Annotated in this window: 10 protein-coding genes; 2 read left to right on the top strand and 8 right to left on the bottom strand. The window is 71.1% G+C overall.

Annotated elements, in window-relative coordinates; genetic code table 11:
- The first annotated feature begins 163 nt into the window (after nt 1-163).
- Both typA and DK412_RS09385 read left to right on the top strand, forming a co-directional pair.
- The gene (gene typA / locus DK412_RS09390) at nt 164-1,990 is read left to right on the top strand and encodes a translational GTPase TypA (protein WP_093567028.1); all 1,827 of its coding nucleotides are present in this window, start codon (nt 164-166) and stop codon (nt 1,988-1,990) included.
- A 161-nt stretch (nt 1,991-2,151) separates the two neighbouring features.
- Entirely contained in the window at nt 2,152-3,588 is a 1,437-nt protein-coding gene (locus DK412_RS09385; RefSeq protein ID WP_109971738.1) for a phospholipase D-like domain-containing protein, read from the top strand.
- Here the strand turns inward: DK412_RS09385 and DK412_RS09380 are convergent.
- The 8 genes from DK412_RS09380 to rsmH all read right to left on the bottom strand — a co-directional run bounded on the left by DK412_RS09380 (nt 3,521) and on the right by rsmH (nt 13,608).
- Entirely contained in the window at nt 3,521-4,336 is an 816-nt protein-coding gene (locus DK412_RS09380) for an endonuclease/exonuclease/phosphatase family protein (protein WP_109971737.1), read from the bottom strand. The genes DK412_RS09385 and DK412_RS09380 overlap by 68 nt on opposite strands.
- A gap of 109 nt (nt 4,337-4,445) precedes the next feature.
- Nucleotides 4,446-5,834, bottom strand: coding sequence for a UDP-N-acetylmuramoyl-L-alanine--D-glutamate ligase (murD, locus tag DK412_RS09375; RefSeq protein WP_109971736.1), 1,389 nt, complete (start codon nt 5,832-5,834; stop codon nt 4,446-4,448).
- Nucleotides 5,835-6,158: 324 nt separating this feature from the next.
- Nucleotides 6,159-7,244, bottom strand: a complete 1,086-nt coding sequence (mraY, locus tag DK412_RS09370; RefSeq protein WP_109971735.1) for a phospho-N-acetylmuramoyl-pentapeptide-transferase — start codon at nt 7,242-7,244, stop codon at nt 6,159-6,161.
- A gap of 79 nt (nt 7,245-7,323) precedes the next feature.
- Nucleotides 7,324-8,784 (bottom strand): UDP-N-acetylmuramoylalanyl-D-glutamyl-2,6-diaminopimelate--D-alanyl-D-alanine ligase, encoded by a 1,461-nt coding sequence (locus DK412_RS09365; RefSeq protein WP_109971734.1) that lies wholly within the window; start codon nt 8,782-8,784, stop codon nt 7,324-7,326.
- Nucleotides 8,781-10,262 (bottom strand): UDP-N-acetylmuramoyl-L-alanyl-D-glutamate--2,6-diaminopimelate ligase, encoded by a 1,482-nt coding sequence (locus DK412_RS09360; protein WP_109971733.1) that lies wholly within the window; start codon nt 10,260-10,262, stop codon nt 8,781-8,783. The genes DK412_RS09365 and DK412_RS09360 overlap by 4 nt, the downstream gene beginning before the upstream one ends.
- The gene (locus DK412_RS09355) at nt 10,259-11,989 is read right to left on the bottom strand and encodes a penicillin-binding protein 2 (RefSeq protein WP_109975160.1); all 1,731 of its coding nucleotides are present in this window, start codon (nt 11,987-11,989) and stop codon (nt 10,259-10,261) included. Before DK412_RS09355 ends, DK412_RS09360 begins: the two co-directional genes overlap by 4 nt.
- A 153-nt stretch (nt 11,990-12,142) precedes the next feature.
- Entirely contained in the window at nt 12,143-12,592 is a 450-nt protein-coding gene (locus DK412_RS09350) for a hypothetical protein (protein WP_093567021.1), read from the bottom strand.
- The gene (rsmH, locus tag DK412_RS09345) at nt 12,589-13,608 is read right to left on the bottom strand and encodes a 16S rRNA (cytosine(1402)-N(4))-methyltransferase RsmH (protein ID WP_109971732.1); all 1,020 of its coding nucleotides are present in this window, start codon (nt 13,606-13,608) and stop codon (nt 12,589-12,591) included. Before rsmH ends, DK412_RS09350 begins: the two co-directional genes overlap by 4 nt.
- Nucleotides 13,609-13,747 lie beyond the last annotated feature (139 nt).

Genomic DNA, 13,747 nt, shown 5'->3' with positions numbered 1-13,747 from the left:
CTCACGACGAGCGCCCTCTCGCCAATTGCCCCTCCTGGGGCCCCTCTTGCGAACGGGCGCCACACCTTATATTGCGACGCAACAGTTTTCCCCCGGCTCGATGCGTCCGGCTGCCATCCTGGCGGCCCGCGACGTGCCGGGCTTTGTTTGCTTCGGATATCCCATGAAGCTGCGCAATATCGCCATCATCGCCCACGTCGACCACGGCAAGACGACCCTGGTCGACAAGCTGCTCCAGCAATCCGGCTCGTTCCGCGAGAACCAGCGGGTCGAGGAGCGCGCGATGGACTCGAACGACCTCGAGAAGGAGCGCGGCATCACCATCCTGGCCAAGGCCACCTCGGTGGTCTGGAAGGACACCCGCATCAACATCGTCGACACGCCCGGCCACGCCGATTTCGGCGGCGAGGTCGAGCGCATCCTCTCGATGGTCGACGGCGTGATCGTGCTCGTCGACGCCGCCGAGGGCCCGATGCCTCAGACCAAGTTCGTGGTCTCGAAGGCGCTCAAGATCGGCCTGCGCCCGATCGTGGCGGTCAACAAGGTCGACCGTCCCGACGCCCGCATCACCGAGGTCGTCAACGAGGTGTTCGACCTGTTCGCGGCCCTCGACGCCACCGACGAGCAGCTCGACTTCCCGATCCTGTACGGCTCGGGCCGCAACGGCTGGATGTCGACCTCGCCGGAGGGCGACCAGTCCGAGGGCCTCGCTCCCCTGTTCGATCTGGTGCTGGAGCACGTGCCCCAGGCCAAGACCGAGGAGGGCCCGTTCCGGATGCTCGGCACCCTGCTCGAGGCCAACCCGTTCCTCGGCCGCATCATCACCGGGCGCATCGCCTCGGGCACGGTGAAGCCGAACCAGCAGATCAAGGTCCTCGACCGCGAGGGCAAGGTCGTGGAGACCGGCCGCGTCTCGAAGATCCTGGCCTTCCGCGGCCTGGAGCGCCAGCCGATCGAGACCGGCGAGGCGGGCGACATCGTGTCGATCGCAGGGTTGGTGAAGGGTACCGTCGCCGACACCTTCTGCGATCCGCAGGTCGAGACCCCGATCCAGGCCCAGCCGATCGACCCGCCGACCGTGACGATGTCGTTCATCGTGAACGATTCGCCGCTCGCCGGCACCGAGGGCGACAAGGTCACGAGCCGCATGATCCGCGACCGCCTGTTCAAGGAGGCCGAGGGCAACGTCACGCTCAAGATCGAGGAAGCCGCCGACAAGGATTCGTTCTACGTCTCCGGCCGCGGTGAGCTGCAGCTCGCGATCCTGATCGAGACCATGCGCCGCGAGGGCTTCGAGATCGCGGTGTCGCGTCCCCGCGTCGTCTTCGAGAAGGACGAGGCCGGCGAGATCATGGAGCCGATCGAGGAGGTCGTGATCGACGTCGACGAGGAGTATTCCGGCGTCGTCGTCCAGAAGATGTCGGAGCGCAAGGCCGACATGATCGAGATGCGCCCGTCGGGCGGCAACCGCCTGCGCCTGGTCTTCCACGCCCCGACCCGCGGCCTGATCGGCTACCAGGGCGAGCTGATGACCGACACCCGCGGCACCGCGATCATGAACCGGCTGTTCAAGGCCTACGAGCCCTACAAGGGCGAGATCGCCGGTCGCCGCAACGGCGTGCTGATGTCGAACGACCAGGGCGAGGCCGTGGCCTACGCGCTGTGGAACCTCGAGGATCGCGGCCCGATGATGATCGAGCCGGGCTGGAAGGTCTATCAGGGCATGATCATCGGCGAGCACAACCGCGAGAACGACCTCGAGGTGAACGTGCTCAAGGGCAAGAAGCTCACCAACATCCGCACCACCTCGAAGGACGAGGCGGTGCGCCTGACCCCGCCGATCCGCATGACCCTCGAGCGCTCGCTCGCCTGGATCCAGGACGACGAGCTCGTCGAGGTGACCCCGAAGTCGATCCGCCTGCGCAAGGCCGTGCTCGACCCCAACGACCGCAAGCGGGCGGAGCGGGCCAAGGAAGCGCTGAGCGCCTGATCGGCTTCAGGACGATCTGAGATGTTCGTCCCTCGCCCCTCCCCGGGGCGGGGGATTTTTTATGGGCGGTGGACGGGCTGCCTGCTCAAGTGGATTCCCGGTTCTTCGTCCCGTATCCGGTAGGATGAACAGGGCACCGGACAGCGGCGGCAGGAGGCCGTGTGGAACACGAGATCTACCGCTGGCTCGGGATCCCGGCTTCGGTCCAGTCGGACGTGCTGGCGCCGATCGGGCTGGCCATCGCGGTCATCGTCACGGTGCACGCGCTGATGCGCAAGCGCGAGGTCAGTGCGGCGATCGGCTGGATCGGGCTCGCCTGGCTCTCGCCGATGCTCGGCAGCCTGCTCTACGTGATGTTCGGCATCAACCGGGTCAGCCGGCGCGCCCGCCGCCTGCCGGTGCTGCCCGGTCCCCGGCCCGGCGCCCCGCCGCCGCCGGTGGCCGAGGTGCCGGACGACTTCCAGCCGCTGAAGCAGGCGGTGCAGCGGATCAGCGGCCTGCCGCTGGTCGCCGGCAACCGCATCCGGCGCTACCGCCACGGTGACGAGGCCTATCCGGCGATGCTGGCGGCGATCGGCGAGGCGACCACCAGCGTCGCGCTGTCGAGCTACATCATGCGCGACGACGACAGCGGCCGGGCCTTCGCGGAGGCGCTCGCCGCCGCGCGGGCGCGGGGCGTCGCGGTCTGCGTGCTGATCGACGGCATCGGCAGCGGCTACTTCTTCCCGGCGATGTACCGGCGCCTGCGGAGCTTAGGGATTCCGGCCGGCCTGTTCATGCACTCGGCGCTGCCCTGGCGGATGCCGTTCCTGAACCTGCGCACCCACAAGAAGCTGCTGCTGATCGACGGCCGGGTCGGCTTCGTCGGCGGGGTCAACATCGCCGACGAGAACGTCATGGCGAAGAACCCGCCCGAACCGGTGCGCGACAGCCATTTCCGCATCGACGGCCCGGTAGTCGGCCAGCTCGCCCAGGCCTTCTGGCGCGACTGGGCCTTCGTCAAGGGCGAGGATCTGGAGGGGCCGGCCTGGTTCCCGGAGATCCCGCCGGCGGGCGCCTCGCTTGCCCGGGTGGTCACCTCGGGGCCCGACGCCGACATCGAGAAGATCGAGTTCGTGGTGCTGGAGGCGGTCGCCACCGCCCGGCGCTCGGTGCGGCTCGCCACGCCCTACTTCCTGCCGAGCGAGACGCTGCTGACCGCGCTCGGCCTCGCGGCGATGCGGGGCGTCACCGTCGACGTCATCATCCCGCAGGCGAGCAACCACCGGGTGGTCGACTGGGCGACCCGGGCCCATGTCGGGCCGCTCCTGGAGGCCGGGGTCAGCATCTGGCTCGACCGGCCGCCCTTCGACCATTCGAAGCTGATGGTGGTGGACGACGCCTGGTGCTTCGTCGGCAGCGCCAACTGGGACAGCCGCAGCTTCCGGCTCAACTTCGAGCTCAACGTCGAGGTCTACGACACCGACTTCGCGGCCGACCTCGACGGGCTGATGCGGGCGAAGATGGAGCAGCGTCTGACGGTGGAGATGCTCAATTCTCGCGGGATGGCCGTGCGCCTGCGCGACGCCGCCGTGCGATTGCTGCTGCCATATCTTTGAGCGGCGCCCGCTTCCGAAAGTCCTCGGCGCGGTCGCGAAACGCCTCGATCCGGTCGCGCAGGGGCTGGCGCTTGCCTTGCGGATTGCCGGGTTCGAGATGGACCACGATCGGCCGGTGATCGGAGGCGCCGCGCGGCAGCACCGCCTGGCCGCGGCAGGTCAGCCCCCGCACGAGGCAGCGGTCGAGGCGCAAGGGGACGAGGTCGACCATGGCGTGGGTCGGGTGGCGCGGCCCGACATCGTGGAAACCCGGCAGCAGGGCCGGGCCGACGATGTTGTAGTCGCCGAGCACCGCGGCCCGGACCGGCAGGTGCTGGGCGATGCGGCGCAGCTGGCGCCGGTTCAGCACCTGACCGTGCGACAGGTGAACATTGGCGACCCCGAAGGTGCCGAGATCGAGGATCTGGCAGACCCGGTCGATCAGGGCGCCCGAGGGCAGGGTCACCACCTCGGGCGGGTGCGGCCAGGGCGTCGGGCTCCACATCGCGAGGCCGTGGATGCGGCGCGGCAGCGGCGCCCAGGCATAGTGCCCGCCGACCCGGGCCTGCAATTCGGTGATGTCGACGGTCGCCTCCTGCATCAGGAGCAGGTCCGGCTTCTCGTGCGCGATCAGCGCCTCGAGGGCGTCGACGGTCGCGCCGGTCCGCCGCAGCAGGTTCCAGCTGATGATCTTGCGCGGACCGGGCCGGTGCGGCGCGTGGGCCGCGGCCGGGGTCTCGGCGGGCAGGAGGCGTTGGGGGGGCAGCATGGCACCGCGGGGAAGCGCTGGGATTGGGCCGGCCCGAGGGCGGGAGGCGATTCGGTCCGACCCGGCGCGCAGCGGCATACGCCGATTTGCCGGTTTGGGGAACTACGCGTCAGGCGCCGGGGGTGCGCAGACCGGGCAGGGCTCTCACGAGCGCCCGGAACTGGTCGCCGCGATCCTCGAAGCTGCGGAACTGGTCGTAGGAGGCGCAGGCCGGCGAGAGCAGCACGACCGGCTCGGGCGTCCCGTCCTGCTCCGCGGCGGCGGCGGCCTCGGCGACGGCCTGGTCGAGCGTGCCGCAGCGGCTGAACGGTACCTGCCCGTCGAGGGTCGCGGCGAAATCCTCGGTCGCGGCGCCGATCAGGTAGGCGTGGGCCACGCGGGGGAAGTACGGCGCGAGGCTCGCGATGCCGCCCTCCTTCGGCTTGCCGCCGAGGATCCAGTGGACGCGCTGGAAAGCCGAGAGCGCCTTCTCGGTCGAGTCGGCGTTGGTCGCCTTCGAATCGTTGATGAACAGCACGTTGCCGCGCCGGCCCACCTCCTCCATCCGGTGCGGCAGGCCCGGAAAGGTCGCGAGCGCCGCCGCGAAGGTGTCCGGCGCGACGCCGAGCTGGGCTGCCACCGCGTAGGCGATGGCGGCGTTCTGCCAGTTATGGGCGCCGCGCAACGACCCGATGCCGGAGAGATCCGCCACCGGCTCCGCCGGTGCGCCGCGCCCGTCGATCACGACCCCGTTGCGGGCGAGGATGCCGGGCCCCTCCCCCGCCTCGCCGACATGAACACGGGTCAGCGGCCCGGTCCGGCGCTCGGCGATGGCCCGGCAGAACGCGTCGTCGACCCCGACGATCGCATGGGCGGCACCCGTCACCAGCCGCTCCTTGATGGCGGCGTAATGCGTCATGTCGCCGTGGCGGTCGAGGTGGTCGGGCGTGAGGTTGAGGAGCACGCCGATGGTGGGGGCCAGCGACGGCGTCAGGTCGATCTGGAACGAGGACAGCTCGATCACGTGCACCCGGTCGGGCGACGGGGGGGCGAGCGACAGGATGGCCGTACCGATATTGCCGCCCATCTGCACGTCGCGGCCGGCACTCGCCAGGACATGGGCGATCAGCGCCGTGGTGGTCGACTTGCCGTTGGTGCCGGTGATCGCCACGAAGGGCGCCGCGGGACAGGTCGCGGCGCGCTCGCGGCAGAACAGCTCGATGTCGCCGATCACCGGCACGCCGGCGTTCCTGGCGAGGTCCACCGTCCAGTGCGGCGCCGGATGGGTGAGGGGTACGCCGGGGGCGAGGACCAGCGCGGCGAACTCGGTCCAGTCCGCCTGCCGCAGGTCGCCGGTCCCGATGCCCTGCTTGGCCGCCGCCTCCATCCGCGCCGGGTTGTCGTCGCAGGCGATCACCCGGGCGCCGCCGGCCTTGAGGCTGAGCGCGGTCGCGAGGCCCGAGCCGCCGAGCCCGAACAGGGCCACATTCTGGCCGGCGAAGGTGGTGGAGGGTGTCATGCGTCGATCGGACCTTCGCCGGGGCGGCGCCGGGCCGGGGCGCGGCGCGTGTCTCACGCCGGTTAGTGAGGCGCGGAGCGAGGCTTCGTCAAGCTGTGCCGTGAGAGTGGGACGGGACCGCCCTGGCACCCTCCCCTTTCCCGGACGACTGCAGCGATAGCGGAAGGAGATCCGGGATCCAGCCATTGAACGTCGCGAAGCGTCTCTATGCCTGCGACGTACCAATCATAGAGCCGCTTCGCGGCACTTCCTCTGCTGGATCCCGGATCTCCTTCCGCTGACGCTCCAGTCGTCCGGGAAAGGGCGTGGAGGGTGCGAAGTACCTTACCGCAGCTTCAAGGTCGCCAGACCCAACAGCGCCAGCACCACCGCGATGATCCAGAACCGGATCACCACCTGCGGCTCCTTCCAGCCCTTCTGCTCGAAGTGGTGGTGGATCGGCGCCATGCGGAAGACGCGCTTGCCGGTGAGCTTGAACGAGGCGACCTGGATGATGACGGAGAGGATCTCCAGCACGAACAGGCCGCCGACGATGCCGAGCACGATCTCGTGCTTGGTCGCCACCGCGACGGTGCCGAGCAGCCCGCCGAGCGCCAGCGAGCCGGTATCGCCCATGAAGATCTGGGCCGGCGGCGCGTTGAACCACAGGAAGCCGAGGCCGGCCCCGATCAAGGCGCCGCAGACCACCGCCAGCTCGCCGGTGCCCGGGACGTAGTTCACCTGGAGGTAGGACGCGTAGATCACGTTGCCGACGAGGTAGGCGATGACCCCGAAGGTCGCCGCCGCGATCATCACCGGCACGATGGCGAGGCCATCGAGGCCGTCGGTGATGTTGACCGCGTTGCCCGCTCCCACGATCACGAAGCCCGCGAAGGCGACGTAGAACAGGCCGAGATTGATGATCGCGTCCTTGAAGACCGGGAAGGCGAGCCGGTAGGCGAGGCCGGGCGCGGAGTATTCCGCCACCGCGACGCAGGCCGCGATCGCGATCAGGGCCTCCAGCGCGAGGCGGAACTTGCCCGAAAAACCCTTGTGGCTCTGCTTCGTGACCTTGAGGTAGTCGTCGTAGAAGCCGATCGCGCCGAAGCCCAGCGTCACCATCATGACGATCCAGACGTAGTGGTTGCGCGGGTTGGCCCAGAGCAAAACCGCCACCATCACGCCGGCCAGGATCATCAGCCCGCCCATGGTCGGCGTGCCGCGCTTGGTCAGGAGGTGCGATTGCGGGCCGTCCTCGCGGATCGGCTGGCCCTTGCCCTGGCGCAGGCGCAGGAGCGAGATGATCCAGGGGCCGAACCAGAACACGAAGAAGCCCGCCGTGAACAGCGCGCCGCCGGTCCGGAAGGTGATGTAGCGGAAGACGTTGAGCGGCGAGAACACGCCGCTCAGCTCGGAGAGGAGGTAGAGCATCCCGAAGGCATCCGATCGTGGGCGAGCGGCAACGGCGGGCTTATGCCCACAACGCTGCGACAGAATCCTGAAGGTTGGCTCAGCCGGACCGGCCGACGGCGAGATCCTGGTCGGCCGTGGCGCCGTAGCGGGCCTTGAGCGCCTCGACGATCCGGCCCATGCGGGTGCTGTTCGAGCCCTTGACCATCACGGCGTCGCCGGGCCGCAGCGCCGCGACCACCGGGTCGACCAGCTCGGCCGAGGAGGCGCGGGCGCCGGCCCGGCGCGCGGTCGGCAGCGCCTCGAACAGCTCCTGCATCAGGGGACCGGCGGTGAAGACGAGGTCGATGCCGTGCTCCTCGACCGCCTGCGCCAGTTCGCGGTGCAGGCGGGGAGCGTCGGTACCGAGCTCCATCATGTCGCCGAGGACCGCGATGCGCCGGCCCGAGGTCTCGACGCCGGCCAGCGTGCTCAGCGCCGCCCGCACCGAGGCCGGGTTGGCGTTGTAGCTCTCGTCGACGAGGAGCGCCTCGCCGTCGCCGACGCTCAGGACGTGGCGGGCGCCGCGCCCGGCCGGCGGGCGCAGCTGCGCCAGCGAGAGCGCGGCGAGCGCGAGGTCGGCGCCCAGCGCCTGCACGGCGGCGACGACGGCGAGCGAGTTCAGTGCCGTGTGCCGGCCCGGCGTGCCGAGCTGGTAGGTGAGGGCGACGCCCATCGCCCGCACGTCGACGATCGACAGGTCGGGACGCATCACGATGCGCTCGGCCCGAACGTCGGCCTCGCGATGCTCGCCGAAGCTCACCACCCGGCCGGCCCGGGAGGCGAGCGCGTGGGCCGCCAAGCGCTCGAAATTCGGGTTGTCGCGGTTGATGATCGCGACGCCGCCGGGCTCCAGGCCGTAAAAGATCTCGCCCTTGGCGTCGGCGATGCCCGACAGCGAGCGGAAATGCTCGATATGGACCGGCTCGACCGTGGTGACGATCGCGATCTCGGGCCGCACCAGGCGGGTCAGGGGGGCGATCTCGCCGGCATGGTTCATGCCGACCTCGAACACCCCGAACTCGCTCGACGCCGGCATCCGGCTCAAGGTCAGGGGGACGCCCCAGTGATTGTTGTAGGAGGCGACGGAGGCGTGGGTGCTCCCTTGCGCCGCGAGCACGTGGCGCAGGGCCTCCTTGGTGCCGGTCTTGCCGACCGAGCCGGTGACGGCGAGGATCCGCGCTGCGGTCCGCGCCCGCGACGCCACGGCGAGGCCGCGCATGGCGGCGAGGACCCCGTCCTCGTCGCGCGCCGGCACGGCGATCAGCGGGCCGGCCTCGGCGAGCTCGGCGGCCCGCTCCTCGGCCACCACCGCGGCGCCGGCCCCGCGGGCCAGCGCGTCGCGGACGAAATCGTGGCCGTCGCGGGCCTCGCCGCGGATGGCGAAGAACAGGTCGGCGACCTTCAGGGTGCGGGTGTCGATCGAGATTCCGGAGAGGACCTGCGGCGCAGACGCGTCGGCGACGACGCGGCCGCCCATGGCGGCGGCGGCGTCATCCAGGGTCCAGAGGGGCTCGGTCATGCGCGGGACTCCTCGATCGCGCTCAGGACCGCGTCGCGGTCGGAGAAGGGGAGCGTCCGGTCGCCGATGATCTGGCCGGTTTCATGACCTTTGCCGGCAACGACCAGCACGTCGCCGGCGCGAAGGTCGCGCACGGCCGTCCGGATCGCCTCCGCGCGGTCGCCGATCTCCTCGGCGCCGGGCGCCGCCGCCAGGATCGCCGCGCGGATCGTGGCCGGGTCCTCGCTGCGGGGATTGTCGTCGGTGACGATGACCCGGTCGGCCTTCTCGGTCGCGATGCGGCCCATCAGCGGGCGCTTCCCCCGGTCGCGGTCGCCGCCGCAGCCGACGACGCAGACGAGGCGCCCGGTGGTGAAGGCGCGGAGCGCATCGAGGACGTTGGCGAGCGCGTCGGGCTTGTGGGCGTAGTCGACGATGCAGAGCGCGTCCCGCACCGTGCCGATCCGCTCCAGCCGCCCCGGCACCCCGGCGAGGTGTCCGAGCGCCGCGATGACCTCGGCCTCGCGCCCGGCCCCGGCCGGGGTCGCGAGCACGAGTCCGGCGGCGAGGAGCGCGTTCTCGACCTGGAACGCCCCGACGAGGGGGAGATCGACGGTGTGGGTCGCCGCCTCGACCGCGATCTCGAGGCGCTGCACGAATCCTTCCGTGCGGGCGGAGACGAGGCGGATCCCCTCCCCGGCCCGGCCGGTGGTGACGAGCCGCAGGCCGCGCTCCCGCACCGCCGCGATCACCGCCCCGCTCTGCGGCCCGTCGGCATTGACGACCGCCGTGCCGTCCTCCGGCAGCAGGGTCGTGAACAGGCGGAGCTTCGCCTGGAGATAGGCCTCCGGCGTGCCGTGATAGTCGAGGTGATCGCGGCCGAGATTGGTGAAGCCGGCAGCCGTCAGGCGCACCCCGTCGAGGCGGCTCTGCTCGATGCCGTGCGAGGAGGCCTCCATGGCAAGCTCGGTGACGCCGTCGTGGGCGAGCCGGTCGAGGGTCCTGTGCAGGGTGATCGGGTCGGGGGTCGTCAGCGAGCCGTAGGCGGCGCCGCTGGTGGTAATGACCCCGAGCGTGCCGAGGCTCGCCGCCTCGCGGCCGAGACGGCCGAAGATCTGGCGCACGAAATCCGCCACCGAGCTCTTGCCGCTGGTGCCAGTGACGGCGACGACCGTGCCGGGCTGGCCCGGATGCAGGCGGGCCGCCGCCGCCGCCAGGGCGACGCGGGCATCCGCGACTTCGAGATAGGCCACGCCCGCCGGCAGGTCGGCCGGGCGCTCGCCCTCCGCCACCATCGCGACCGCGCCCGCCGCGGCGGCCTTCGCGGCGAAGAGCCGGCCGTCGGCGGCGGTGCCGGGCACCGCCAGGAACACGAAGCCGGGCTCGACCTTGCGGCTGTCGGCGGTGAGGCCGGTGACGGGGAGGCCGGCGGCTTGGCCGGTACCTTGGCCGGTACCTTGGCCGGCCTCCGGAAACAGGTCGCCGAGGGTGAGGCTCATCGTCCGTCCAGCTGGTTGACGTGGTAGGCGCCGAGCTTGACCATCAGCGGGAACGGCTTCACCGGCGGCTCGAATTGCGGTGGCAGGCCGAGGATCGGGGCGACGCGGGCGATCACCCGGCCGGTGACGACGCCGGAGTTCCAGGCGGCGGTCGCGTAGGAGCCGGATTCCGCCGCCACCGCCTGCGGCTCGTCCATGATGGTGACGAACATGTATTTCGGCTTGTCCATGGGTGCTGCGGCCATGAAGGTGGTGAACAGCCGGTTCTTCACGTAGCGGCCGCGGATCACCTTCTCGGCGGTGCCGGTCTTGCCGCCGACGTAGTAGTACGGGATCGCCGCCTTCTTGGCCGATCCCTCGGTGGCGTTGAGGCGCATGATGTAGCGCATCGCCTCGCTGGTCTGGGGCGAGAGAACCTGCGTCGCCTTCTCGCGCGCCTCGGCCTCGCTGCGCTTGAGGAAGGTCGGCGTCATCAGGAAGCCGCCATTCGCGATCGCCGCCACCGCGGCGGAGGCCTGGAGCGGCGCCACCGCGAGGCCGTGGCCGAACGCGATGGTGATGGTGTTGATCTCGGTCCAGCGCGGCGGGATGATCGGCTCGGCGCTCTCCGGCAATTCGGTGCGCAGGCGGTCGAGCAGGCCCATCTTCTTCAGGAAGGCCTTGTGGCCGGGCACGCCGATGCCGAGCGCCATCTTGGCCGAGCCGATGTTGGAGGAGTGCGTGAACACCTCCGGCATCGTGATGACCCGGTTGGTGCCGTGATACTCGTGGATCTTCTGCCGGCCCCAGTGCAGCACGCCGCCGCGGGTGTCGAAGGTCGAGTTGACGTTGAATTTTCCGGAGTCGAGCGCCATCGCCAGCGTCATCGCCTTGAAGGTCGAGCCCATCTCGTAGACGCCGACATTCATCCGGTTGATCCGGTCGGGATCGAGCGCGTCCTTCGGCTCGTTCGGGTCGAAATCCGGCAGCGAGGCGAGGGCGATCACCTCGCCGGTGGTCACGTCGAGGATCAGGCCCGCCGCCGCCTTGGCGCGGTAATGCTCCATGCCCCAGGCCAGCTCGTCGCGCACCGCGTGCTGGGCGCGCAGGTCGATCGAGAGCTGGACCGGCGCCATGTCGGCCGACTTCTCGACGAAGCCGAGGCTGTTCAGGTCGCGCAGGCCCTGGCGGTCGATGTACTTCTCCATGCCGGCGATGCCGACATTGTCGAGGTTGGTCACGCCGAGGATGTGGGCCGCCGCGGTGCCGTTCGGATACACCCGCTTGTGGTCGGACAGGAAGCCGACGCCCGGGATGCCGAGGCGGTGCACCTCGGCTTGCTGGCGCGGGGTGATCTCGCGCTTGACCCAGACGAAGCCCTTCTTCGACGACAGTTTTTCGCGAAGGTCGCGGGCGTTGATCTCCGGCAGGACGGCGGTGAGGAGCTCGACCGCCTCGTCCTTGTCGTAGATGTTCTTCGGCTCGGCGAAGACCGAGACGGTGCGGATGTCGGTGGCGAGGATCTCGCCGTTGCGGTCGATGATGTCGGGCCGCACCTGGGTGGTGCCGCCGTTCTCGGCCCGGCGGGCCGAGGCCGTGCCCGGATCGTCCGGCAGCATGGCGAAGCTGGCGAGCCGGCCCATCAGGGCGAGGAACACCGCGCCGAAGACGAGGCCGACGAGGCCGACGCGCGCGGCGCTGCGCTCCACCGAGAGGCGGAACATCGCCAGGACGCCGCCGCGCAGCATCTGCGCGAGGTTGCGCCGGGGCGCCGCCGGCGGGGCGGGCTCCGCGACGGAAGCGGGCGCCGGATCGACCGCGGCGGCATCGGCCTCGGCGGGATCGATCTGGGCCGTCCGGGGATCGTGAGCCTGGAAGTCCTGGTCCTGGTTCACGGGCGCCTACCTCTTGGCCGTCGGGGTGACGGTGCGGGTGGGAGTGGAGGTGGAGCCGGTGGTGCGGGGCTCCTCGCTGCGGGCGGCGGTGGTGGAGGGCGCGCGCTCCTTGGCGGCGGGCGTCGCCGTGGCGCCGAGGCCGAGCGCCTCGAGCTTGCGGGCGATCTCGTCGCCGCGATCGGCCTTGGCCGGCAAGTCGGCGAGCCGCGCGAGATGGCTGGTGCCGATCGGCTCCAGCTGCAGGTACTTGTCGACCGCGCCCTGGAGGCGGTCCGGCCGGGTGAGCAGTTGCCACTCGGCGCGCAGGACCGCGATCGCGTCGCGCTCCTTACGCAGGCGGGTCTTCAGCTTGGCGACCTGCTCGGCCTGGTAGAGCGTGTCGTACTTGATCGAGTAGGCGTAGATGGCCGAGGCGATCAGCCCGGCGATCGCCGCGAGGTGCAGGAGGCGGATCACCGGCGCCCTCCCCGGGTCTGGGTCTCGGGCAGGGAGGCGAGCGCCTCCAGGGCCGTGAGCGGCGGCGGCGCGGGCGCATCGGTCCGCTCGCCGGCGCGCAGCTTCGCCGAGCGGGCGCGGGGGTTCGCCCGGCACTCGGCCTCGCCGGCCGCGACCGGGCCCTTGGTGACCAGCGTGAAGCTGCGGGGCGCCGGCTGTGCCGCCATCGGCAGGTGGCGCGAGGCCGCGACCGCCCGACCGCTGCGGGCGGAGAAGAACTGCTTCACGATGCGGTCCTCGAGCGAGTGGAACGTCACCACCGCGAGGCGGCCGCCCGGCCGCAAGGTGTGCTCGGCGGCGTGGAGCGCCCGCTGCAACTCGCCGAGTTCGTCGTTCACCGCGATGCGCAGGGCCTGGAAGGTCCGGGTGGCTGGATGGATGCCGCTGCCGGGCTCCGCCCGCACGACGCCCGCGACGATCTCCGCGAGCGCCGCCGTGGTCTCGATGCGGCCGCGCCGGCGCGCCTCGATCAGCGCGCGGGCGACCGCGCGGGCCCGGCGCTCCTCGCCGTAATGGTAGATCACGTCGGCGAGCGCCGCCTCGGAGGCCTCGTTGACGAGGTCGGCCGCGCTCTCGCCCGCCCGCTCCATGCGCATGTCGAGGGGGCCGTCGAACCGGAACGAGAAGCCGCGCTCGGCCTGGTCGAGCTGCATCGACGACACGCCGATATCGAGCACGACGCCGTCGGCGTCGGCGAATCCGTGGTCGCGCGCGATCGCGTCGAGGTCGCCGAAGCGGCCCTGGACCAGGGTCAGGCGCCCGCCTTGCGCCTCGACCAGGGCCTGGCCGGCGGCAATGGCCGTGGGATCACGGTCGATGGCGAGCACGCGGTTCTGCGGATCGGCCGCCAGGATCGCCCGTGTGTAGCCGCCGGCGCCGAAGGTGCCGTCGATGACGGTCGCCGGCCCCGTGCCGAGGCGCAGGGCGGCCAGGACCTCGTCCAGCAGGACCGGGATGTGGGGGGCGGCCTCGCTCACGACCGATGCCCCGCTTCGACCCGGACGGACTCGACCGGGACGACGGGCGATCCCGCGCGCCGGGCGCGCCTTGAGGCGTGACGATCCATGGTGCTCCGGGTTCCGCGCGAGCCGGGCCGAGGCCGGCCGGGATCGGCGC

The organism is Methylobacterium sp. 17Sr1-1 (assembly GCF_003173775.1).
Lineage (GTDB): Bacteria > Pseudomonadota > Alphaproteobacteria > Rhizobiales > Beijerinckiaceae > Methylobacterium.
This window is presented reverse-complemented; position numbering and strand designations above follow the sequence as displayed.

Excerpts from the sequence above, each read along its gene's own strand:
- typA (WP_093567028.1), top strand. The coding sequence starts at position 164 with ATGAAGCTGCGCAATATCGCCATCATCGCCCACGTCGACCACGGCAAG.
- DK412_RS09380 (WP_109971737.1), bottom strand. The coding sequence starts at position 4,336 with ATGCTGCCCCCCCAACGCCTCCTGCCCGCCGAGACCCCGGCCGCGGCC.
- murD (WP_109971736.1), bottom strand. The coding sequence starts at position 5,834 with ATGACACCCTCCACCACCTTCGCCGGCCAGAATGTGGCCCTGTTCGGG.
- mraY (WP_109971735.1), bottom strand. The coding sequence starts at position 7,244 with ATGCTCTACCTCCTCTCCGAGCTGAGCGGCGTGTTCTCGCCGCTCAAC.
- DK412_RS09365 (WP_109971734.1), bottom strand. The coding sequence starts at position 8,784 with ATGACCGAGCCCCTCTGGACCCTGGATGACGCCGCCGCCGCCATGGGC.
- DK412_RS09360 (WP_109971733.1), bottom strand. The coding sequence starts at position 10,262 with ATGAGCCTCACCCTCGGCGACCTGTTTCCGGAGGCCGGCCAAGGTACC.
- DK412_RS09355 (WP_109975160.1), bottom strand. The coding sequence starts at position 11,989 with ATGCTGCGCGGCGGCGTCCTGGCGATGTTCCGCCTCTCGGTGGAGCGC.